Source organism: Streptomyces sp. NPDC005494, from assembly GCF_042872025.1.
Taxonomy (GTDB): Bacteria; Actinomycetota; Actinomycetes; order Streptomycetales; family Streptomycetaceae; genus Streptomyces.
In genome coordinates this window covers 172,186-194,656 of the sequence record NZ_JBIAJR010000006.1, presented here as the reverse complement: position 1 = coordinate 194,656, position 22,471 = coordinate 172,186, and the positions used below count along the sequence as shown (strand labels likewise).

Below are 22,471 nucleotides of genomic sequence, written 5' to 3'. Positions count from 1 at the left end.
AGGGGAGGGGGGCTCACCGTTGGACGACGCCAGATTCGCCGACACCAGCGACCAGGATCTCCTGGCTCAGCACGTCGCCGGCGAACCCGACGCGTTCGGTGAGCTCGTACGGCGGCATCGTGATCGCCTCTGGGCCGTGGCCCTGCGGACGCTGGGAGACCGTGAGGAAGCGGCCGACGCGGTGCAGGACGCTCTCGTATCCGCGTTCAGAGCGGCCCACACCTTCCGGGGCCAGTCCGCCGTCACCACGTGGCTGCACAGGATCACCGTCAACGCCTGTCTCGACCGCGCCCGCAAGTCGGCCTCACGCAAGACCGCGCCGGTCGACGACGCCGAACGCCTGGACCAGCTCATGGAGCCGCACGAGTCCGCCGAGGCACCCGCCGAACGGCAGGATCTGCACCGAGAGCTCCTGGCCGCACTCGCCACGCTGCCCGCAGAGCAGCGTGCCGCACTCGTCCTCGTGGACATGCAGGCGTATCCCGTCGCCGAGGCGGCCCGCATCCTCGACGTACCCACAGGGACGGTGAAGAGCCGTTGCGCTCGGGGCCGGGCCAGACTCCTCCCTCTGCTCACCCATCTACGCGTCGATAGAGGGGACAGGGAGGACGGCATCATGGAAAGGAACCGTGCACGGGGGACATCCGTCCCACCGGCGTCAGGACCAAGAGATGCAGGCGACGGCGACCCTGCGGCTGTGAAAGGTGGAGGTGGGCTCGCATGACATCCACAGCCGACACAGCTCAGCACCCAGACGTCTCGGAGATCTCGGACCTCACCGAGGGCCTCCTCCCGCCGGCGCGCGAGGCCGAACTCCGCCGCCACCTGGACACGTGTGAGCAGTGCACCGAGCTCCACGCCTCGCTGGAGGAGATCCGCTCACTCGTCGGATCCCTCTCGGTCCATGAACCCATGCCCGACGATGTCGCCGACCGGATCGACGTCGCTCTGGCAGTGGAAGCGGCCTCGGCCCCCGAAGGCCCCGCCTCCGAAGAGCCCGCCTCCGAAGGCCATGTTTCACGTGAAACATCCGAGGCACCGTCAACGGAGAGCCCGTCCGTGCCCAGGCCCGCAGGGCGACCCAGGGGCACCACCGGTCCCGGCAGGAGCTCCACCCGGCGTCGTCGACGCACCGTGATCCTGGGCACCGCCTTCGGTGCGGCAGCCGTCGGCATGAGCGTCTTCCTTCTGCAGTCGACACAGCTCTCAGGGCATTCAGCGGGCGTGATGGCTGATCAGGGGGCCAGCTCCGCCAAGAAGAGCGGCGAGGACTTCTCGGAGCGCACGCTGGAGGGACAGGTCCGCACGCTCCTGGCCGGGATGGCGGTATCCGAGTCCCCTGAGGCCTTGGACAAGCCTTCCATGGACACCAAGTCCTCCCCCGAACACGTGCCCCCCGGCACCGCGTCGCCCCGCACCCCTCTCCGCACGCCGGTCGTGAACGTCCCCCCGTGCGTACAGCAGGGCACCGGCCGGACCGCACCCGCGTTGGCAGTCGAAGAGGGCCGCTACCAGGGCACTGACGCCTTCCTTGTCGTACTGCCCCACGCCACGGACTCCAGGCGTGTGCAGGCCTACGTCGTCGATGCCTCGTGCGTGACCTCCACCCCCGCGGCAAAGGGACAGCTGCTGCTCACGCAGTCCTACGCGCGCCCCTGAGGACGGAGCCGAGAGCCGGTCCGGGACTTCGGGAATGCATGCCCCGTAGGATCCGTTGGGTGGGGTGAGAGTCGTGGAACCGACCCCAGTAGGCAGTAGGCAGTCTGCAGAGACGAGGAATAACCCGTGAGCGACGTCCGTAATGTGATCATCATCGGTTCCGGGCCGGCCGGTTACACCGCCGCCCTGTACACCGCTCGCGCGTCGCTGAAGCCGCTGGTGTTCGAGGGCGCCGTCACCGCGGGCGGTGCGCTGATGAACACCACCGACGTGGAGAACTTCCCGGGTTTCCAGGACGGAATCATGGGTCCTGAGCTCATGGACAACATGCGGGCCCAGGCCGAGCGCTTCGGCGCCGAGCTCATCCCTGACGATGTCGTCTCCGTCGACCTCTCCGGAGACGTGAAGACCGTCACGGACACCGCTGGCACGGTGCACCGCGCCAAGGCTGTCATCGTCACCACGGGCTCCCAGCACCGCAAGCTGGGCCTGCCCAACGAGGACGCCCTCTCCGGACGCGGCGTCTCCTGGTGTGCCACCTGCGACGGCTTCTTCTTCAAGGACCAGGACATCGCCGTCGTCGGCGGCGGCGACACCGCGATGGAGGAGGCGACGTTCCTCTCCAGGTTCGCCAAGTCCGTCACCATCGTCCACCGTCGTGACTCGCTGCGGGCCTCCAAGGCCATGCAGGAGCGTGCCTTCGCCGACCCCAAGATCAAGTTCGCCTGGGACAGCGAGGTCGCCACGGTCCACGGGGACCAGAAGCTCTCCAGCCTCACCCTGCGCAACACCAAGACCGGTGAGACCTCTGAGCTTCCGGTGACCGGCCTGTTCATCGCCGTCGGCCACGACCCGCGCACGGAGCTCTTCAAGGGCCAGCTCGACCTCGACGACGAGGGCTACCTCAAGGTTCAGGCCCCCTCGACGCGTACCAACCTGAAGGGTGTGTTCGGCGCGGGCGACGTCGTCGACCACACCTACCGACAGGCCATCACCGCAGCCGGTACCGGTTGCTCGGCAGCTCTCGACGCAGAGCGCTTCCTGGCCGCACTCTCCGACGAGCAGCTCGCCGAGCCGGAGAAGACCCCGGCAGTCTGACTGCATCCCCCTCGACCCCACACCCCCGCGAAGTTAAGGAGGCCGCCGTGGCCGGCGCCCTGAAGAACGTGACCGACGACTCCTTCGACGAGGACGTCCTGAAGAACGACAAGCCCGTGCTGGTGGACTTCTGGGCCGCTTGGTGCGGCCCGTGCCGCCAGATCGCGCCTTCGCTGGAGGCCATCGCAGCCGAGCACGGCGACCAGATCGAGATCGTCAAGCTCAACATCGACGAGAACCCGGCCACCGCAGCCAAGTACGGCGTGATGTCGATCCCGACGCTCAACGTGTACCAGGGCGGCGAGGTCGCCAAGACCATCGTCGGTGCCAAGCCGAAAGCCGCGATTCTTCGCGACCTGGAGAGCTTCATCAGCGAGTAGCAGCGACCGTTGTTTCACGTGAAACGGGCCCACCCTCCGGGGTGGGCCCGTTCCGCGTTCTCCGTGCCTGCCATGCGCAACCCCTCAGAGAGGCCTCAGCGCCGGCTCCTTCTGTACAGCGCCGAGCAGCCGGTCCAAGGCCAGCTCGACGTCTTCCTTCCAGGAGAGCGTCGTACGCAGTTCGAGCCGAAGCCGCGGATGAACTGGATGGGGACGCACGGTCTTGAAGCCGACGGCCAGCAGATGGTCGGCCGGCAGTACACACGCAGGTTCCTTCCACCGGGCGTCACCGAAGGCCTCGATCGCCTTGAAGCCTCGGCGTAGCAAGTCCTTGGCCACCGTCTGCACCATCACGCGGCCCAGTCCCTGACCTTGAAAGCCCGGTGTGATCAACGCGGTCATCAGCTGCACGGCATCGGGGGAGACGGGGCTGGTGGGAAACGCGGTGGAGCGGGGAACGTACGCGGGCGGTGCATAGAGAACGAAGCCTGCCGCTACATCATCCACATAGACGACCCGCCCGCACGAACCCCATTCGAGGAGCACGGCGGAGATCCAGGCTTCCTTCTCGAGCTCGGGCCGGCCCGCCTTTACCGCAGCTTCTCCGCTGACCGGATCAAGTTCCCAGAAGACACACGAGCGGCAGCGCCTGGGGAGATCCGGAAGGTTGTCCAATGTGAGCGGTACGAGCCGACGCCCCATGAAGGCGGTTCCTCACTTCCTTCGCCCGCCGCATCGCGTGCGGCTGCCAGCGCACTCCGTTCTCGGAACAGGCTGCCGACGAACCCCCCGACAGCTCCAAGCCCCAACCCGACTGACAACAGGTGGCTGCGATTCACTGATCGCACGGCCGCCGCCTCCTCTGAGGTGGATCACGGTGGTGGATACGCCATACCAGAACGCATCGTATCCACCCAGAGGTGATGGGGATACCGAGAGAGAGCAAAGGGCGGGTCTGGTTCCGGAGAACTTCCCGGAACCAGACCCGCCCGTCGGCTACGACTCGACGCCGCCTTCAGCAACAGGCTCAGGCGTCGTCGTCTGCGTGCTCTTCCTCAACACTCTGCTCCAGCACACGGCCCTCACCCGGAGCGAGGCTGCCGAGAATGCGGTCCAGATCCTCCATCGAGGCGAACTCGACGACGATCTTTCCCTTCTTCTGCCCCAGGTCGACCTTCACCCGCGTCTCGAAGCGGTCCGAGAGACGCGAAGCAAGATCGGTCAGGGCCGGTGAGACCCTCCCACCGGCCCGAGGGCCTCGAGGCTTCGCAGAGCTCGTGGGCTCCGAGCCGAGGAGATTCACGATCTCCTCCACCGCGCGAACCGACAGCCCCTCAGCCACGATGCGGTGAGCGAGCCGGTCCTGCTCATCCGAGTCGTCCACCGACAGGAGCGCCCGTGCATGACCGGCCGAAAGAACACCGGCGGCGACCCGGCGCTGCACGGGCGCGGAAAGCCGCAGCAGACGGAGAGTGTTGGACACCTGCGGCCGGGACCGGCCGATCCGGTCCGCCAGCTGATCGTGAGTGCACTTAAAGTCCTTCAGCAGCTGGTCGTACGCCGCCGCCTCTTCAAGGGGATTCAGCTGCGCCCGGTGCAGGTTCTCCAGGAGCGCGTCGAGGAGCAGCTTCTCGTCGTCCGTCGCCCGGACGATGGCCGGGATGCGCTCCAGACCTGCCTCGCCGCAAGCCCTCCACCGGCGCTCACCCATGATGAGTTCGTAGCGGTCATCGGCAACCTTGCGGACGACGACGGGCTGGAGGAGCCCGACCTCCTTGATGGAGGTGACCAGCTCTGCCAGGGCATCCTCGTCGAAGACCTCACGCGGCTGCCTGGGGTTCGGCGTGATCGACGCCAAAGGCAGCTCAGCGAAGTACGCACCTGCGGAATCGGTCTGCTCCGGAACGGATTCCAGGTCCGCGACAGGCGAACTCGGCTCCGGAACCACCGTCCCGGACGGGAGCCCTGCCAGTTTCGCGGCGGCCACTCCCCGCTCAGCGGTAAGGACGGGCGAGGAGCCCGACGCGTTCGCACCGGCCGCGGGACCAGTGACCTGCTTCTCCTGCGGAGCTGCGGGGATCAGTGCACCGAGTCCACGCCCCAGCCCTCTACGACGTTCACTCACTGCATGCCCTCCGGATTGCTCTGCTGACTGTTCTGAATGCCCGTGTGGGCAGGCTCACCCGCAGGGGCGTGGTGGGCCTCGTAGTGCACACCCACGCCCCGCAGGGCGATCTCGCGGGCGGCCTCGAGGTAGGAGAGGGAGCCGCTGGAGCCCGGATCGTAGGTGAGAACGGTCTGCCCGTAGCTCGGCGCCTCCGAGATGCGCACGGATCGCGGAATGCTGGTCCTCAGCACCTCCTTGCCGAAGTGACTGCGCACCTCCTCGGCCACCTGAGACGCAAGTCGCGTCCTGCCGTCGTACATGGTGAGCAGGATGGTGGAGACATGAAGGTCGGGGTTCAGGTGCCCCCGGACCAGGTCGACGTTGCGCAGTAGCTGTCCGAGACCCTCCAGTGCGTAGTACTCGCACTGAATCGGGATGAGCACTTCGGCACCAGCCACGAGAGCGTTGACCGTGAGTAGGCCGAGCGAGGGCGGGCAGTCGATGAGGATGTAGTCCAGCGGCTGGTCGTACGCCTGGATCGCTCGTTGGAGCCTGCTCTCCCGCGCGACCAGCGAGACCAGCTCGATCTCCGCACCGGCGAGATCGATGGTTGCCGGCGCGCAGAAGAGGCCCTCGACGTCCGGAACGGGCTGAACCACCTCGGAGAGCGGCATGCTCTCCACGAGGACGTCGTAGATGGAGGGGACCTCAGCGTGGTGGTCGATCCCCAGAGCCGTTGAGGCGTTGCCCTGCGGGTCGAGGTCCACCACAAGGACGCGCGCCCCGTGCAGCGCGAGCGAGGCGGCAAGGTTGACCGTCGAGGTCGTCTTGCCGACACCACCCTTCTGGTTGGCAACCACCATGACGCGTGTCCGGTCTGGTCGTGGCAGACCCTCGCCAGCGCGGCCAAGGGCCTCGACCGCCAGCTGAGCCGCACGACCAATGGGTGTGTCGTCCATGGGCGGTGGTGTTTCACGTGAAACACCGTCCCCCAAGGACTCGGTACGGGGACCGGGGACCGGATCGGTCATCGGTCCCGCGATGTTGGCGTCGGACCGCAAGGATTCACTCTCCTCGACTTCAGGCTCGCAATGAACAGAGCCTGCCATGCTTTCGGGGTTGCGAACCAGCGAGGCCGACTGTTCTGTGGATGAATCCGCTTCTGTGGACAACTCTGTAGCCCTTACGGGCTTGCGGTCGCGCGGCGCGGCAGCCGCACGACCGCGGCCGATGATTCCCTGCAGCAGAGAGCGACGTTTCACGTGAAACACGATGCCTCTGCGGTCCAGCGGCAGACTCCCGACACTCCGCAGCCAGCACATATCGCTGCTTGCATGGAGCATCAACGCAAAAATGCCTTAACTACACAAAAGGGTTTGAGCGCCTCGTGATCAACGAGGGCGCCCCGCCCTCAACGGCGCCGACGCGTCCGGCCGACCCTGGCAGCCTTGGCCCGCTTTGCGGCGAACCTCACACCACCCGGACTCTCCCCGACCACCACACGCACCACCGTCGAGGCCGGATCCACCAGCCCTTCGCCGACGTGGAGCACCTCTGTCTCCACCACGCCCAGCTTGCTCAGAGCAGCACGGGCGCCCTGGATCTCTTCCTCGGCGGTTCCCCCCTTGAGGGCCAGCATCTCTCCGTACGGGCGGAGCAGGGGTACGCCCCATCCTGCGAGCCGGTCGAGCGGAGCCACCGCCCGCGCGGTCACCACATGCACCGGCTGCAGGGTCCCGAGCACCTCTTCAGCGCGGCCCCGGACCACCGTCACGTGGTCCAGGCCCAGCAGCTCGACGACTTCCTGAAGGAAATTCGTGCGCCGCAGCAACGGCTCGAGCAGCGTGATCTTCAGGTCAGGACGCACCAGCGCGAGCGGGATACCGGGAAGCCCGGCCCCCGAACCCACGTCGCACACCGTGACGCCCTCGGGCACCACCTCGGAGAGAACCGCACAGTTCAGCAGGTGGCGCTCCCAGAGTCGCGGCACCTCGCGAGGACCGATGAGTCCTCGTTTGACCCCCGCGTCCGCCAACAGCTCCGCGTACCGGACAGCCTCTGGAAAGAACTCACCGAATACCGCCTGCGCCTCCTTGGGCGCCTGAGGGAGCTCTGCTGCTGCCTCCGTCACGGGGACCGTCCTTCCGTTCCGCACTAGCGCACTGTGGGTGGCTGACTATCAGGCTGACAAAGATCGGCCCCGCCTGCGAACAGACGGGGCCGACAGTACAAGGATCCGGTCAGGCCGGCAGGACGACGACGAAGCGCTGCGGCTCCTCGCCCTCTGACTCGCTGCGCAGACCTGCTGCCGCTACGGCGTCGTGCACGACCTTGCGCTCGAACGGCGTCATCGGCTCCAGCTTCACCGGCTCGCCAGAGCTCTTCACCTCGTCCGCAGCCTTGGCACCCAGTGCGGCGAGGACCTCGCGCTTCTTGGCCCGGAAGCCGGCGATGTCCAGCATCAGACGGCTCCGGTCCCCGGTCTCGCGGTGCACGGCCAGGCGCGTCAGCTCCTGGAGCGCCTCCAGCACCTCGCCGTCGCGGCCCACGAGCTTCTGCAGGTCACGCGCCGATTCGCTGATGATCGAGACCGCGGCCCGGTCCGCCTCCACATCCATGTCGATGTCGCCGTCGAGGTCGGCGATGTCGAGCAGGCCTTCGAGGTAGTCGGCCGCGATCTCCCCTTCCTGCTCGAGGCGGGTCAGGGTGTCGCTGCCCTCAGCGGCTGTGGTGGTGGTGCCTTCCGTCACGGATGGACTCCTTCTTACTTCTTGGACGGGTGCTTGGGCCGCTGCGGGCCCTTGCGCGGTCCGGACTTGGCTTGGCGTGAGGAGCCGGACGCGGCGGGCTTGCCCGCCGTGCTCGGCTTGTCGTCCTGCGTTGCGTCCTGCTTCTCCAGCGAGGTCTTGGACTCCGAGCCGGTGGAGTCGGAGTCCTTCGCCGCGCCGGGATGCGTGGCGGCAGTCTGACGCTTCGCCTTGGTCTGGCGCTTGGGCTGCTGACGCTTGTGCGCGGCGCCGCCCTCGGCCTCGATGACGGCTGCTTCGCTCTTCGCCACCGTCCCGTCCTCCTGGGCGGCGAGGCCCAGCTTGCCCAGACCGGTGATGAACTTGCGCTCGATGTCGTTCCGGTCCGGGCCCTTGGCCACGATCCGCTTCACGGTGTTACGCCGCGTCCTGCCCCGCACCTGACCATGAGAGGTCACGCTCTTCAGCACACGGCCCAGGTACTGGTCCTGTGCCTTGCTGCCCGGCGTCGGGTTCTGGTTGATCACGTACATCTGCTGACCCATGGTCCAGACGTTGGTGGTCAGCCAGTACACGAGGACACCGACGGGGAAGTTGATACCCATGACGGCGAAGATCACGGGGAAGATGTACATCAGCATCTTCTGCTGCTGCATGTACGGGGTCTTCACCGTCAGGTCGACGTTCTTCGTCATCAGCTGGCGCTGCGTGAAGAACTGCGAGGCCGACATCATCACGATCATGATCGCCGTGACGACGCGGACATCGGTCAGCGAGGCGCCGAGCGCCGCGACCTTCTCCTCGCTGTCCATGAACTTCGCGGCCAGCGGGGCGCCGAAGATGTGCGCCTGACGCGCGCTGTCGAGCAGCGGCTGGTCGATCACGCCGATGGTCTTGCCCGAGGCGATGGACGACAGCACGTGATACAGGGCGAAGAAGAACGGGGACTGCGCCAGAATCGGAAGGCACGAGGAGAGGGGGTTGGTACCCGTCTCCTTGTACAGCTTCATCATCTCTTCGGACTGACGCTGTTTGTCGTTCTTGTAGCGCTCCTGGATCGCCTTCATCTTCGGCTGGAGCACCTGCATGTTCCGGGTCGACTTGATCTGCTTCACGAAGAGCGGGATCAGGCAGATCCGGATCAGGATCACGAGGGACACGATGGACAGGCCCCAGGCCCAGCCCGTGTCATCGCCGAAGAGGGCTCCGTACAGCTTGTGGAACTGGACAATGACCCACGAGACAGGTGTGGTGATAAAGCTGAACAGACTGGCAATCGTGTCCACTAATCAGGCTCCTTGAGCATTGGGCGAAGTCTCTGTGGCCGGGCTCAGGGGTTCGGAGACCGACCCCCCGGAAGGCACATCGGCGGCGGAGTCCCCGCCCTTGCCGCCGCGCACACAGCTGCGCAGCAGTTCGTGCCAACGCGGACGTTTGCGTGGCGGTACGTGATCCACGCCGCCGGGTGACCACGGATTGCACCGCAGGATGCGCCAAGCGGTCAGCGCAGTTCCCTTGATCGCACCGTGCCGGTCGATCGCCGTATATCCATAGTGGGAACACGACGGGTAGTAACGGCAGACAGGCCCGAGGAGCGGGCTGATCGTCCACTGATACAGCTTGATCAGGGCCAGCAGCGGGTACTTCATCGCGCGCCCCCTCCCAGCAGCCGCTCAAGTGCGGCATCCAGGTCTCGGGCCAGCTGTGCATGGTCGGCGTCACCTGATCCGGGCAACGCTCGTACGACAACAAGGCTACCGGGGGGCAGCTGAGCCAGCCGTTCGCGCACCAGATGGCGAAGCCGACGCTTCACCGCGGTCCGGACGACCGCTCCACCCACTGCTTTGCTGACAACGAAACCCGCACGTGGCGGGGGAGCACTCTCCCCTGTCACGTGCGGGTCCGTAACACCGCTGCGTAGATGCACGACGAGTAGCGGGCGTCCGGCCCGACGTCCCCGACGTACAGCGGCTGCGAAGTCCTCGCGCCGCCTCAGCCGATTCTCGGAAGGCAGCACGTCATGACCTGACCGCGATCAGGCGGACAGGTTGGCGCGACCCTTGCCACGGCGGTTCGCGAGAATCGCGCGGCCGGCACGGGTACGCATACGCAGCCGGAAGCCGTGGGTCTTGGCGCGACGACGATTGTTCGGCTGGAAGGTGCGCTTGCTCACTCGGGGGCTCCAGAAATGATTCGTGTGTTGGCGGGACATCGCCTGGCTGTCACCGTGCGCCCACGAGGAACTCGCGTAAACGCCTTAGTGCACCGCTTCACAATCACAGATCGTGATCTTTGCCCATCGGAGGCAGGCGGCAGCAGCCATCGACAACTCGACCTGGTCACGGTACGCGCGGCTACGCCATCCGGTCAAACCGGCTCCTCGGGGGCCCGTGCTGTACACAGCCTGTGGACAACAACTTGAACCACGCGGGTCGGCCTGACTACCGTGGCTGAACTCCGGTTCTTTTCCTTCCTGACTGCCGGGCCTCACCCGACCCGACCCATCCCGTCCCGAGAAGCACACATTCGTGGGACATGCGAGAGAGCGTGCCTTGTGGCTGACGTACCTGCCGATCTTGCCGCAGTGTGGCCACGAGTGCTGGAACAACTCCTCGGGGAGGGCCAGCAGGGCATCGAGCCGAAGGACAAGCAGTGGATCGAGCGCTGCCAGCCTCTGGCCCTCGTGGCGGACACGGCGCTCCTCGCCGTACCCAACGAGTGGGGCAAGCGTGTCCTGGAGGGCCGGCTCGCCCCGCTCATCAGCGAGACGCTGACCCGCGAGTGCGGGCGCCCGATCCGCATCGCGATCACCGTCGACGACTCCGCGAACGAGCCTCCCGCTCCGCCCGCGCCGCCCATGCACTCGTCGCACCAGGGCCAGCAGTCCCACCGCTACCAGGGGCCACAGCGCGACGACTCTCCGCACATCGACGCGTACGACGCCTACGGACCGAGGTCTTCCGACGACGGCATGCCGACGGCCCGGCCCGCCTACCCGGACTACCAGCAGCACCGCCCCGAGCCCGGAGCCTGGCCCCGGGTCCAGGAGGACCTGTCCTGGCAACCGCGGCACGGCGGCTACCAGGACCGCGACCCGTACGCGAGTCCGCGTCCGCAGCAGCCGCAGCACGACTACCGGCCGCAGCAGCCCGAGCACCAGGGCTATGAACAGCAGCGTGACGGCCGCGACCGTCACGATCTCCAGGACCAGCAGCCGCAGCACCGCCGGCCCGGGCCCGAACGAACCGGCGCCGGCCCCATGGGCACGCAGTCCGCGCCTCCGCCCGGCACCAACGAGCCGCACGCGCGGCTGAACCCGAAGTACCTCTTCGACACCTTCGTCATCGGCGCGTCCAACCGCTTCGCCCACGCGGCGGCGGTCGCCGTGGCCGAAGCCCCCGCGAAGGCGTACAACCCTCTCTTCATCTATGGGGAGTCGGGGCTCGGCAAGACTCACCTGCTCCACGCCATCGGGCACTACGCCCGCAGTCTCTACCCGGGCACCCGCGTGCGGTACGTGAGCTCCGAGGAGTTCACCAACGAGTTCATCAACTCGATCCGCGACGGCAAGGGCGACACCTTCCGCAAGCGTTACCGCGACGTGGACATCCTTCTGGTCGACGACATCCAGTTCCTGGCGAGCAAGGAGTCGACGCAGGAGGAGTTCTTCCACACCTTCAACACGCTGCACAACGCGAACAAGCAGATCGTGCTGTCCTCGGACCGTCCTCCCAAGCAGTTGGTGACGCTCGAGGACCGGCTGCGCAACCGCTTCGAGTGGGGCCTCACCACGGATGTGCAGCCGCCCGAGCTGGAGACGCGTATCGCGATCCTCCGCAAGAAGGCGGTGCAGGAGCAGCTCAACGCCCCGCCGGAGGTGCTCGAGTTCATCGCCTCCCGCATCTCGCGCAACATCCGCGAGCTGGAGGGCGCGCTCATCCGCGTGACCGCCTTCGCGAGCCTCAACCGGCAGCCCGTCGACCTCGGTCTGACCGAGATCGTGCTCAAGGACCTGATCCCGGGCGGCGAGGACTCCGCTCCTGAGATCACCGCGCCGGCCATCATGGCGGCCACCGCGGACTACTTCGGACTGACGGTCGAGGACCTCTGCGGATCGTCACGCAGCCGTGTCCTGGTGACGGCACGCCAGATCGCGATGTACTTGTGCCGCGAGCTGACGGATCTCTCCCTGCCCAAGATCGGCGCCCAGTTCGGAGGCCGGGACCACACCACGGTGATGCACGCCGACCGGAAGATCCGCGCGCTGATGGCGGAGCGCCGCTCCATCTACAACCAGGTCACCGAGCTCACCAACCGCATCAAGAACGGCTGACCGGCCGGGCCGCGCCCCGGGGCGCCTCGCAGGGACCGTACGACGTCCTCGCGGGGCGCCCTTCGCCGTACCCGGCACCGGGCCGGGCCCCGCCACCAGAGCCAGTCGCTGTGCCCGGAGGCTCGGCTCGAGAGCCTGGCGTGGAGACCCCGGCGCCAGACTCGGCAAGCTCCGGGAGCGGCTCCAGGAATGACCGGACCGGTACCGGGGAACAGCTCCGGATACGGCGCGGCGCACCCGATCCGCTCCCGGTGGACGGCCCCTGGCACGGCCCCGCCGAGAGGGAGTGTTCGAATACGGGCGCCCACACGGCCCTTCTCCACAGATGAAGGGAGAATCTGGCGTCCACAGCCTGGGGACTGTGAAGTTGTTCAGATTGCGTCCACAGAGCCCGCTGCCGATACTCCATCAGGCCAGGTCAGACCCCTGGGGATTTGTGGTCAACGATGATCCACAGCCTGTGGACAGAAATTTCGTCCACAGGGCGTCATCGCTGTTGTCCACCGGCAGCCCACAGGCAGCGGCTCGTTGTCCCCAGCTTCTCCACACCCCTGTCCACTGTTCGGCAACCCGACACCGCCTTTCACTGCCGAGAGTGAAAGGCGTCACACCAGGGGCCTCGGTTGAGCTGTGGGGAACGTGGGTAAAGCTGGGGACAGCCCTGGGGAGAAGTCACCCAGCCCTGTGCATCGGGTGTGCAGAACTTTCGCGTGTCCACAGAAGCGCCTGGTTGTCCACCGGTGTCGCCCACAGGTCCGGTGGACAAAAAACCGGTTCTGACCTGCGCAGATGACGTTATCCACGGTTTCCACAGGGCCTACTACTACTACCACTCAGAGTTAGCCAGGAATCAGCTTCGAAGTGGGACCTGTGCACAACTCGAGCGGCGAGCTCGGCGAACCTCTTGGCGCGACTTGACCCCGAGCAGCAACGAGTGTCGGTGCCGTACGTCAGACTGGACCCCGGCGGCCTCCCCAGCCCTTCGGCAGGGAGCCCCGGTCAGACGACGAAGGCCAGCAGGGCGAGCGAGCAACAGCAGGAGGCGGTTCCGGTGAAGATCCGGGTGGAGCGCGATGTACTCGCGGAGGCGGTGGCCTGGGTGGCCCGCAGCCTCCCGGCCCGTCCGCCGGCGCCCGTTCTTGCGGGCCTTCTCCTGAAGGCTGAGGACGGTGCCCTCAGCTTCTCGAGCTTCGACTACGAGGTCTCGGCCAAGGTCTCCGTGGACGCCGAGATCGAGGAGGACGGCACGGTGCTCGTCTCCGGCCGGCTCCTCGCCGACATCTGCCGCGCTCTCCCCAACCGTCCGGTGGAGATTTCCACAGACGGTGTACGGGCCACCGTGGTCTGCGGCTCCTCGCGGTTCACACTCCACACCCTTCCTGTGGAGGAGTACCCGGCACTGCCGCAGATGCCGACCGCCACGGGCACCGTTCCCGGTGAGGTCTTCGCCTCCGCGGCGGCCCAGGTCGCCATCGCCGCCGGACGCGACGACACCCTGCCCGTCCTGACCGGTGTGAGGATCGAGATCGAGGGCGACACCGTCACCCTCGCGTCCACCGACCGCTACCGCTTCGCGGTCCGCGAGTTCCTGTGGAAGCCGGAGAACCCCGACGCCTCCGCAGTGGCCCTGGTGCCCGCCAAGACGCTCCTGGACACCGCCAAGGCGCTCACGAGCGGTGACACGGTGACTCTGGCGCTCTCCGGGTCCGGCGCGGGCGAGGGGCTCATCGGCTTCGAGGGCGCGGGCCGCCGTACGACCACGCGGCTCCTCGAGGGCGACCTGCCGAAGTACCGCACCCTCTTCCCCACCGAGTTCAACTCGGTCGCCGTCATCGAGACCGCCCCGTTCGTCGAGGCCGTCAAGCGCGTCGCCCTCGTCGCCGAGCGCAATACGCCGGTGCGTCTCAGCTTCGAGCAGGGTGTGCTGATCCTGGAAGCCGGTTCCAGCGACGACGCACAGGCTGTGGAGCGCGTCGACGCCGTGCTCGAGGGCGATGACATCTCGATCGCCTTCAACCCGACCTTCCTGCTGGACGGCCTGAGCGCGATCGACTCCCCGGTCGCCCAGCTCTCCTTCACGACGTCGACGAAGCCGGCCCTGCTCAGCGGCCGTCCCGCCGTCGACGCCGAGGCGGACGACGCGTACAAGTACCTGATCATGCCGGTGCGCCTCTCGGGCTGATCCGGCCGTCGTCCCTGTCATGGCAGCTTTCGGTGGACAGGCTCAGCGCCGAGCGAGCCCGCCGGGCTGCACCCCGCCGTGCGTGCCGGCCGGGCGTAGGCTCGGTCCCAGGTACGAATCGGCACAACGCTAAAGGAATCTCTGATGGAGCTCGGTCTCGTCGGTCTCGGCAAGATGGGCGGCAACATGCGCGAGCGCATCCGCCGCGCAGGGCACACGGTCATCGGTTACGACCGCAACCCGGACGTCGCCGATGTCCACAGCCTCGAAGAGCTTGTGGGCAAGCTCAAGGGCCCGCGCGTCGTGTGGGTGATGGTCCCGGCAGGCGCCGCGACGCAGTCCACCATCGACGAGCTGGCCGAGCTGCTCTCCCCGGGCGACGTCGTCGTCGACGGCGGTAACTCCCGCTGGACCGACGACGAGAAGCACGCCGTCGAGCTGGGCATCAAGGGCATCGGCTTCGTCGACTGCGGCGTCTCCGGCGGCGTCTGGGGCCTGGAGAACGGCTACGCCCTGATGTACGGCGGCGAGACCGCGAACGTCGAGAAGGTCCAGCCGATCTTCGACGCCCTGAAGCCGGAAGGTGACTTCGGTTCGGTCCACGCGGGCAAGGTCGGCGCCGGCCACTTCGCCAAGATGGTCCACAACGGCATCGAGTACGCCATGATGCAGGCGTATGCCGAGGGCTGGGAGCTCCTGGAGAAGGTCGACTCCGTCACGGACGTGCGTGAGGTCTTCCGCTCCTGGCAGGAGGGCACGGTCATCCGTTCCTGGCTGCTCGACCTGGCGGTCAACGCGCTGGACGACGACGAGCACCTCGACCAGCTCCGTGGCTTCGCCGCGGACTCGGGCGAGGGCCGGTGGACGGTCGAGGCCGCCATCGACAACGCCGTGCCGCTGCCCGCGATCACCGCGTCCCTGTTCGCCCGCTTCGCCTCGCGGCAGGACGACTCGCCGCAGATGAAGATGATCGCCGCCCTGCGCAACCAGTTCGGCGGCCACGCGGTCGAGAACAAGAAGTAGGCCGGACGCCGAAAGGCGTCGGGCACAGCAGTACACAGCAGAGCACGCAGTCGGAAGGGTCGGCGACCATGCACGTCACGCATCTTTCGCTGGCCGACTTCCGCTCGTACGCCCGGGTCGAGGTTCCTCTCGACCCGGGCGTCACCGCGTTCGTGGGAGCCAACGGACAGGGCAAGACCAATCTGGTCGAGGCCGTCGGCTATCTCGCGACGCTCGGCAGCCACCGGGTGTCGTCGGATGCCCCGCTCGTGCGGATGGGCGCCGAGCGCGCCGTGGTACGCGCCGCGGTCACCCAGGGCGAGCGGTCCCAGCTGATCGAGCTCGAACTCAACCCCGGCCGGGCCAATCGGGCACGTATCAACAGGTCGTCGCAGGTCAGACCGCGTGATGTCCTGGGGATCGTCAGGACGGTGCTCTTCGCCCCCGAGGACCTTGCCCTGGTGAAGGGCGACCCCGGTGAGCGGCGTCGCTTCCTGGACGAGTTGATCACGGCCCGGTCCCCGCGCATGGCGGGCGTCCGCTCCGACTACGAACGGGTGCTCAAGCAGCGCAACACCCTGCTGAAGTCCGCGGCCATGGCCCGCAGACACGGCGGCCGGTCGATGGACCTGTCCACTCTGGACGTGTGGGACCAGCATCTGGGCCGTGTCGGTGCCGAGCTGCTGGCGCAGCGGCTGGACCTGATCGCGACCCTGCAGCCGCTCGCGGACAAGGCGTACGCCGACGTCGCTCCCGGTGGGGGCCCCGTGACTCTGGAGTACCGCAGTTCCGTCGGGGCCGATGTCGAGCCGGCGCGCACCCGCGAGGAGCTGTACGAACAGGTGATGGCGGCGCTGGTCCAGGCCCGCAAGCAGGAGATCGAGCGAGGCGTGACGCTGGTGGGCCCCCACCGGGACGACCTGGTGCTCGGCCTGCGCGGCATGCCGGCGAAGGGGTACGCGAGCCACGGGGAGTCCTGGTCGTACGCACTGGCGCTGCGCCTGGCCTCCTACGACCTGCTGCGCACCGAGGGGAACGAGCCGGTGCTGGTGCTCGACGACGTGTTCGCGGAGCTCGACGCACGTCGCCGTGAGCGGCTGGCGGAACTGGTGGCCCCCGGCGAACAGGTCCTGGTGACGGCGGCTGTGGACGACGACGTCCCGGGAGTACTGGCGGGAGCGCGCTACGCGGTCTCCGCCGGGGTGGTGGAGCGGCTGTGAGCGGCTCCGGCGAGCAGGGCGAGGCCACACCGGGCCCGGCGAAGCAGCCGGAGGTGTCGGGCGTCGACCTGGCGCGCGTGGCGCTGCGGGCGGCGAAGGAGCAGGCCCGGGCGCGGGGCGCCGCGGCGCAGCAGAAGAAGCAGGCCAGGCGCGGTGGCGGGCTCCGTTCGGGAGCACGCTCCGACGGCCGTGATCCGCTGCCGCTGGGGTCGGCGATCAACCGACTGATCACCGAGCGCGGGTGGGAGACGCCCGCCGCGGTGGGCGGCGTGATGGGGCGGTGGCCCCAGATCGTCGGTGAGGATCTGGCCAATCACTGCGTGCCCGTGCGGTACGACGAGGATCCGGCCGAGCGGGTTCTGACCGTGCAGTGCGACTCGACGGCGTGGGCGACGCAGCTGCGGCTGCTGGCACCGCAGCTCGTCGCGAGGCTGAACACGGATCTCGGGCACGGAACGGTGCGGATGATCAAGGTGCTCGGCCCCGGCGGCCCACAGCGCAATTTCGGCCCTCTTCGTGCTCCGGGGAGCAAGGGTCCCGGGGACACCTACGGCTGAGCAGGCCTTTTGGTCCCCCGGGGCCTCCGGGATGCGGTCCGTGCTCCGGCCCGGTCCCGTCCGGGCCCCGGTGCGTTCCCGGACGGCCCCGCAGCCGGCCCGCCCGCTTCTGTCCGGGTTTGCCGACGACTCAGCTATTCCGTTCTGTGGGGCTATGTCTGCTTTTGCTCCGTACGGGGAGCGCGAGGCGTCCCTCACCGTAGCGGGAGGTTGACAGCCCGAAGCGCGCAATGCCCTCGTGAGCCTCTCAGGGCCCCTTCCTGAATATGGGGAGTCGTCAGCGCCTCATTCAGGGCGGCACATGCGTACTCAGGCACCGGCAAACCCCCATTCATGTCGGCGCTACCGGTAGACTGGTGGACAATCCCGCTTCCTCGCGGGATTCGTCGATACAAGCCGAACGACGCAGCCGCTCCCGCCTGCCGGAGAACGGCCTGTGCTGTGCCAGAAAGGGCGCTTCGTGGCCGATTCCGGCAACCCCAACGAGAACATTCCGTCCACAGCCGGTGAGCACGGCGAGGTGACCGCCTCGTACGACGCGAGCGCGATCACCGTGCTCGAAGGCCTGGACGCGGTCCGCAAGCGACCCGGCATGTACATCGGGTCCACCGGTGAGCGCGGTCTCCACCACCTCGTGCAAGAGGTTGTCGACAACTCGGTCGACGAGGCCATGGCCGGACACGCGGACACCATCGACGTCACGATCCTCGCCGACGGCGGGGTGCGCGTGATCGACAACGGTCGCGGCATCCCCGTCGGCATCGTGCCGTCCGAAGGCAAGCCGGCCGTCGAGGTCGTCCTCACCGTCCTGCACGCCGGCGGCAAGTTCGGCGGCGGCGGTTACGCCGTCTCCGGCGGTCTGCACGGCGTCGGCGTCTCCGTGGTCAACGCCCTGTCCACCCGGGTCTCCGTCGAGGTCAAGACGGACGGCTACCGCTGGACCCAGGACTACAAGCTCGGTGTCCCGACCGCCCCGCTGGCGCGTCACGAGGCCACCGACGAGACGGGGACGAGCGTCAGCTTCTGGGCTGACGGAGACGTCTTCGAGACCACCGACTACTCCTTCGAGACGCTCTCGCGCCGCTTCCAGGAGATGGCGTTCCTCAACAAGGGGCTCACCCTCAAGCTCACCGACGAGCGCGAGTCGGCGAAGGCCACGGCGGGCGCCGACAGCGCCGAGGCGGTCGAGGTCTCCGAGGAGGAGCCGAACCGGACGGTCACGTACCACTACGAGAACGGCATCGTCGACTTCGTCAAGTACCTGAACTCCCGCAAGGGCGACCTCATCCACCAGTCGGTGATCGACATCGAGGCCGAGGACAAGGACCGCCTCCTCTCGGCCGAGATCGCCATGCAGTGGAACACGCAGTACACCGAGGGCGTCTACTCCTTCGCCAACGCGATCCACACGCACGAGGGCGGCACGCACGAGGAGGGCTTCCGCGCGGCGCTGACCTCGCTGGTCAACCGCTACGCGCGCGACAAGAAGCTGCTGCGCGAGAAGGACGACAACCTCACCGGTGAGGACGTCCGCGAGGGCCTGACGGCGATCATCTCGGTGAAGCTGGGCGAGCCCCAGTTCGAAGGCCAGACGAAGACGAAGCTGGGCAACACCGAGGCGAAGACCTTCGTCCAGAAGGTCGTCCACGAGCAGCTGACGGACTGGTTCGACCGGAACCCCAACGAGGCCGCCGACATCATCCGCAAGGGCATCGCGGCCTCGACGGCCCGTGTCGCGGCCCGCAAGGCCCGGGACCTCACCCGGCGCAAGGGGCTGCTGGAAAGCGCCTCGCTGCCCGGCAAGCTGAGCGACTGCCAGTCCAACGACCCGACGAAGTGCGAGATCTTCATCGTCGAGGGTGACTCCGCCGGTGGTTCCGCGAAGTCCGGCCGTAACCCGATGTACCAGGCCATCCTGCCCATCCGCGGCAAGATCCTGAACGTCGAGAAGGCCCGTATCGACAAGATCCTGCAGAACACTGAGGTGCAGGCGCTGATCTCCGCCTTCGGCACCGGGGTCCACGAGGACTTCGACATCGAGAAGCTCCGCTATCACAAGATCATCCTGATGGCGGACGCCGACGTCGACGGCCAGCACATCAACACCCTGCTGCTGACCTTCCTGTTCCGCTTCATGCGGCCGCTGGTGGAGTCCGGGCACGTCTACCTCTCGCGCCCGCCGCTCTACAAGATCAAGTGGGGCCGCGACGACTTCGAGTACGCGTACTCGGACCGTGAGCGCGACGCCCTGGTGGCCCTGGGTAAGCAGAACGGCAAGCGCATCAGGGAAGACTCGATCCAGCGCTTCAAGGGTCTCGGCGAGATGAACGCCGAGGAGCTGCGCGTCACCACGATGGACGTCGACCACCGTGTGCTGGGCCAGGTCACGCTGGACGACGCGGCGCAGGCCGACGACCTGTTCTCGGTGCTGATGGGCGAGGACGTCGAGGCGCGGCGCTCGTTCATCCAGCGCAACGCCAAGGACGTCCGCTTCCTCGACATCTGAGTCGGCCGTACAAGCAAGCCGCAGTGCGAAAGGACTTTGACCAGCAATGGCCGACGAGAACACCCCTGTGATGCCCGAAGAGGAGCCCGTTGTCCCGGGCGTGGGCATGCGTGTCGAGCCCGTGGGGCTCGAGACGGAGATGCAGCGCTCCTACCTCGACTACGCGATGTCCGTCATCGTGTCGCGTGCGCTGCCCGACGTACGGGACGGTCTCAAGCCCGTCCACCGCCGCGTGCTGTACGCGATGTACGACGGCGGCTACCGGCCCGAGAAGGGCTTCTACAAGTGCGCCCGCGTCGTCGGTGACGTCATGGGTACGTACCACCCGCACGGCGACTCCTCGATCTACGACGCGCTCGTGCGACTGGCGCAGCACTGGTCGATGCGCATGCCGCTGGTGGACTCCAACGGCAACTTCGGTTCTCCGGGCAACGACCCGGCCGCGGCCATGCGGTACACCGAGTGCAAGATGATGCCGCTGTCCATGGAGATGGTCCGGGACATCGACGAGGAGACCGTCGACTTCCAGGACAACTACGACGGCCGCAACCAGGAGCCGACGGTTCTGCCGGCGCGCTTCCCGAACCTCCTGGTGAACGGTTCCGCCGGCATCGCGGTCGGTATGGCGACGAACATCCCGCCGCACAACCTCCGTGAGGTCGCCGCCGGCGCGCAGTGGTACCTGGAGCACCCGGAGGCCTCGCACGAGGAGCTCCTGGACGCCCTCATCGAGCGGATCAAGGGCCCGGACTTCCCGACCGGCGCGCTGGTCGTGGGCCGCAAGGGCATCGAGGAGGCCTACCGCACGGGCCGTGGCTCGATCACCATGCGGGCGGTCGTCGCGGTCGAGGAGATCCAGAACAGGCAGTGCCTGGTCGTCACGGAGCTCCCGTACCAGACCAACCCCGACAACCTCGCGCAGAAGATCGCCGACCTGGTGAAGGACGGCAAGATCGGCGGCATCGCGGACGTCCGTGACGAGACGTCGTCGCGCACGGGCCAGCGACTGGTCGTCGTGCTGAAGCGTGACGCGGTCGCCAAGGTCGTGCTGAACAACCTCTACAAGCACACCGATCTGCAGACGAACTTCGGCGCGAACATGCTGGCGCTCGTCGACGGGGTGCCGCGCACGCTCTCCATCGACGCGTTCATCCGTCACTGGGTGACGCACCAGATCGAGGTCATCGTCCGGCGCACGAAGTTCCGCCTGCGCAAGGCCGAGGAGCGGGCGCACATCCTGCGCGGGCTGCTCAAGGCGCTGAACGCGATCGAAGAGGTCATCGCGCTCATCCGCCGCAGCAACACGGTGGAGATCGCGCGTGAGGGCCTGATGGGCCTCCTGGAGATCGACGAGATCCAGGCGAACGCGATCCTGGAGATGCAGCTGCGCCGCCTGGCCGCGCTGGAGCACCAGAAGATCACCGCGGAGCACGACGAACTCCAGGCGAAGATCAACGAGTACAACGAGATCCTGGCCTCGCCCGCGAAGCAGCGGCAGATCGTGAGCGAGGAACTGGCCGCGATCGTCGACAAGTTCGGCGACGACCGGCGCTCCAAGCTCGTGCCCTTCGACGGCGACATGTCCATCGAGGACCTGATCGCCGAGGAGGACATCGTCGTCACGATCTCCCGCGGCGGTTACGTCAAGCGCACCAAGACGGACGACTACCGTTCGCAGAAGCGCGGCGGCAAGGGCGTCCGCGGCACGAAGCTCAGGGAAGACGACATCGTCGACCACTTCTTCGTGTCCACCACGCACCACTGGCTGCTGTTCTTCACGAACAAGGGCAGGGTCTACCGGGCCAAGGCCTACGAACTGCCGGACGCCGGCCGGGACGCGCGCGGCCAGCACGTCGCGAACCTGCTGGCGTTCCAGCCGGACGAGCAGATCGCGCAGATCCTGGCGATCCGAGACTACGAGGCGGCGCCCTACCTGATCCTGGCCACCAAGGGCGGCCTGGTGAAGAAGACGGCGCTCAAGGACTACGACTCCCCACGCTCCGGCGGTGTCATCGCCATCAACCTGCGCGAGACGCAGGACGGCAGCGACGACGAGCTGATCGGCGCGGAGCTGGTCTCTGCCGAGGACGACCTGCTGCTCATCAGCAAGAAGGCCCAGTCGATCAGGTTCACCGCGACGGACGACGCGCTGCGCCCCATGGGCCGCGCCACGTCCGGCGTGAAGGGCATGAGTTTCCGTGAGGGCGACGAACTGCTCTCGATGAATGTTGTCCGGCCCGGTACGTTCGTGTTCACTGCCACCGACGGCGGGTACGCGAAGCGCACCGCGGTGGACGAGTACCGCGTCCAGGGCCGTGGCGGTCTGGGCATCAAGGCTGCCAAGATCGTCGAGGACCGGGGTTCGCTGGTCGGAGCGCTGGTGGTGGAGGAGGCGGACGAGATCCTCGCCATCACGCTCGGCGGTGGTGTGATTCGTACGCGAGTCAATGAAGTCAGGGAGACGGGCCGTGACACCATGGGCGTCCAACTGATCAATCTGGGCAAGCGTGATGCCGTCGTCGGCATCGCGCGCAACGCCGAGGCCGGTCGTGAGGCCGAAGAGGTCGACGGGACCGATGAGGCCGAAGGCGCCACGGTCGAGGCCCATGCCGAGAACGTGGTCGAGGGCACAGTCGAGGGCACGGCGCCTTCGGCCGGGGAGCACGAGGAGTAGAGCGTG

20 protein-coding genes are annotated in these 22,471 nt (G+C 67.4%); 11 read left to right on the top strand and 9 right to left on the bottom strand.

Features of this window, described 5'->3' with window-relative positions; translation table 11 throughout:
• Positions 1 to 19 precede the first annotated feature (19 nt).
• The 4 genes from sigM (at position 20) to trxA (ending at position 3,137) form a co-directional block, all read left to right on the top strand.
• Entirely contained in the window at positions 20 to 724 is a 705-nt protein-coding gene (gene sigM, locus ACFYQ6_RS19500) for an RNA polymerase sigma factor SigM (protein WP_388763970.1), read from the top strand.
• The gene (locus ACFYQ6_RS19495) at positions 721 to 1,659 is read left to right on the top strand and encodes an anti-sigma factor family protein (protein WP_388763969.1); all 939 of its coding nucleotides are present in this window, start codon (positions 721 to 723) and stop codon (positions 1,657 to 1,659) included. The genes sigM and ACFYQ6_RS19495 overlap by 4 nt, the downstream gene beginning before the upstream one ends.
• Before the next feature lie 126 nt (positions 1,660 to 1,785).
• Positions 1,786 to 2,757 (top strand): thioredoxin-disulfide reductase, encoded by a 972-nt coding sequence (gene trxB / locus ACFYQ6_RS19490; RefSeq protein ID WP_361579176.1) that lies wholly within the window; start codon positions 1,786 to 1,788, stop codon positions 2,755 to 2,757.
• A 47-nt stretch (positions 2,758 to 2,804) separates the two neighbouring features.
• A complete protein-coding gene (trxA, locus tag ACFYQ6_RS19485; protein ID WP_361579174.1) occupies positions 2,805 to 3,137 on the top strand; it encodes a thioredoxin in 333 nt (110 codons plus the stop codon).
• Between the two features lie 84 nt (positions 3,138 to 3,221).
• Here trxA and ACFYQ6_RS19480 read toward each other — a convergent pair whose 3' ends face one another.
• From ACFYQ6_RS19480 to rpmH, 9 genes are all read right to left on the bottom strand, one after another.
• Entirely contained in the window at positions 3,222 to 3,839 is a 618-nt protein-coding gene (locus ACFYQ6_RS19480) for a GNAT family N-acetyltransferase (RefSeq protein ID WP_145808008.1), read from the bottom strand.
• Positions 3,840 to 4,164: 325 nt separating this feature from the next.
• A complete protein-coding gene (locus ACFYQ6_RS19475; protein WP_388763966.1) occupies positions 4,165 to 5,262 on the bottom strand; it encodes a ParB/RepB/Spo0J family partition protein in 1,098 nt (365 codons plus the stop codon).
• Positions 5,259 to 6,353 carry a ParA family protein gene (locus ACFYQ6_RS19470; RefSeq protein ID WP_361579213.1) on the bottom strand — a complete coding sequence of 365 codons (1,095 nt, stop codon included), beginning with the start codon at positions 6,351 to 6,353 and terminating at the stop codon, positions 5,259 to 5,261. Before ACFYQ6_RS19470 ends, ACFYQ6_RS19475 begins: the two co-directional genes overlap by 4 nt.
• A 302-nt stretch (positions 6,354 to 6,655) precedes the next feature.
• Entirely contained in the window at positions 6,656 to 7,375 is a 720-nt protein-coding gene (gene rsmG / locus ACFYQ6_RS19465) for a 16S rRNA (guanine(527)-N(7))-methyltransferase RsmG (RefSeq protein WP_073750685.1), read from the bottom strand.
• Positions 7,376 to 7,484: 109 nt separating this feature from the next.
• On the bottom strand, positions 7,485 to 7,994 hold the full coding sequence (locus ACFYQ6_RS19460; protein ID WP_073750684.1) for a R3H domain-containing nucleic acid-binding protein: 510 nt from the start codon (positions 7,992 to 7,994) through the stop codon (positions 7,485 to 7,487).
• Positions 7,995 to 8,008: 14 nt separating this feature from the next.
• Positions 8,009 to 9,277: a membrane protein insertase YidC gene (gene yidC, locus ACFYQ6_RS19455; protein WP_361579169.1), complete on the bottom strand. Its 1,269-nt coding sequence runs from the start codon at positions 9,275 to 9,277 to the stop codon at positions 8,009 to 8,011.
• A gap of 3 nt (positions 9,278 to 9,280) precedes the next feature.
• Complete coding sequence (gene yidD, locus ACFYQ6_RS19450; RefSeq protein WP_103760661.1) at positions 9,281 to 9,640, bottom strand: membrane protein insertion efficiency factor YidD; 360 nt, start codon at positions 9,638 to 9,640, stop codon at positions 9,281 to 9,283.
• Positions 9,637 to 10,008, bottom strand: a complete 372-nt coding sequence (gene rnpA, locus ACFYQ6_RS19445; protein ID WP_361579167.1) for a ribonuclease P protein component — start codon at positions 10,006 to 10,008, stop codon at positions 9,637 to 9,639. The genes yidD and rnpA overlap by 4 nt, the downstream gene beginning before the upstream one ends.
• Before the next feature lie 18 nt (positions 10,009 to 10,026).
• Positions 10,027 to 10,164 carry a 50S ribosomal protein L34 gene (gene rpmH, locus ACFYQ6_RS19440; protein WP_014047156.1) on the bottom strand — a complete coding sequence of 46 codons (138 nt, stop codon included), beginning with the start codon at positions 10,162 to 10,164 and terminating at the stop codon, positions 10,027 to 10,029.
• A 381-nt stretch (positions 10,165 to 10,545) separates the two neighbouring features.
• On the opposite strand from rpmH, the gene dnaA reads away from it, so the two are divergent.
• From dnaA to gyrA, 7 genes are all read left to right on the top strand, one after another.
• Positions 10,546 to 12,324 carry a chromosomal replication initiator protein DnaA gene (gene dnaA, locus ACFYQ6_RS19435; protein WP_361579166.1) on the top strand — a complete coding sequence of 593 codons (1,779 nt, stop codon included), beginning with the start codon at positions 10,546 to 10,548 and terminating at the stop codon, positions 12,322 to 12,324.
• Positions 12,325 to 13,375: 1,051 nt separating this feature from the next.
• Entirely contained in the window at positions 13,376 to 14,506 is a 1,131-nt protein-coding gene (gene dnaN / locus ACFYQ6_RS19430; protein WP_031090399.1) for a DNA polymerase III subunit beta, read from the top strand.
• Between the two features lie 144 nt (positions 14,507 to 14,650).
• Positions 14,651 to 15,529: a phosphogluconate dehydrogenase (NAD(+)-dependent, decarboxylating) gene (gnd, locus tag ACFYQ6_RS19425; RefSeq protein WP_145808025.1), complete on the top strand. Its 879-nt coding sequence runs from the start codon at positions 14,651 to 14,653 to the stop codon at positions 15,527 to 15,529.
• A gap of 68 nt (positions 15,530 to 15,597) precedes the next feature.
• The gene (recF, locus tag ACFYQ6_RS19420) at positions 15,598 to 16,728 is read left to right on the top strand and encodes a DNA replication/repair protein RecF (protein WP_356741978.1); all 1,131 of its coding nucleotides are present in this window, start codon (positions 15,598 to 15,600) and stop codon (positions 16,726 to 16,728) included.
• Positions 16,725 to 17,285: a DciA family protein gene (locus ACFYQ6_RS19415; protein ID WP_356741980.1), complete on the top strand. Its 561-nt coding sequence runs from the start codon at positions 16,725 to 16,727 to the stop codon at positions 17,283 to 17,285. Before recF ends, ACFYQ6_RS19415 begins: the two co-directional genes overlap by 4 nt.
• A gap of 436 nt (positions 17,286 to 17,721) precedes the next feature.
• Positions 17,722 to 19,791, top strand: coding sequence for a DNA topoisomerase (ATP-hydrolyzing) subunit B (gene gyrB / locus ACFYQ6_RS19410; protein ID WP_361579164.1), 2,070 nt, complete (start codon positions 17,722 to 17,724; stop codon positions 19,789 to 19,791).
• 46 nt (positions 19,792 to 19,837) lie between these two features.
• The gene (gene gyrA, locus ACFYQ6_RS19405; protein WP_361579162.1) at positions 19,838 to 22,465 is read left to right on the top strand and encodes a DNA gyrase subunit A; all 2,628 of its coding nucleotides are present in this window, start codon (positions 19,838 to 19,840) and stop codon (positions 22,463 to 22,465) included.
• Positions 22,466 to 22,471 lie beyond the last annotated feature (6 nt).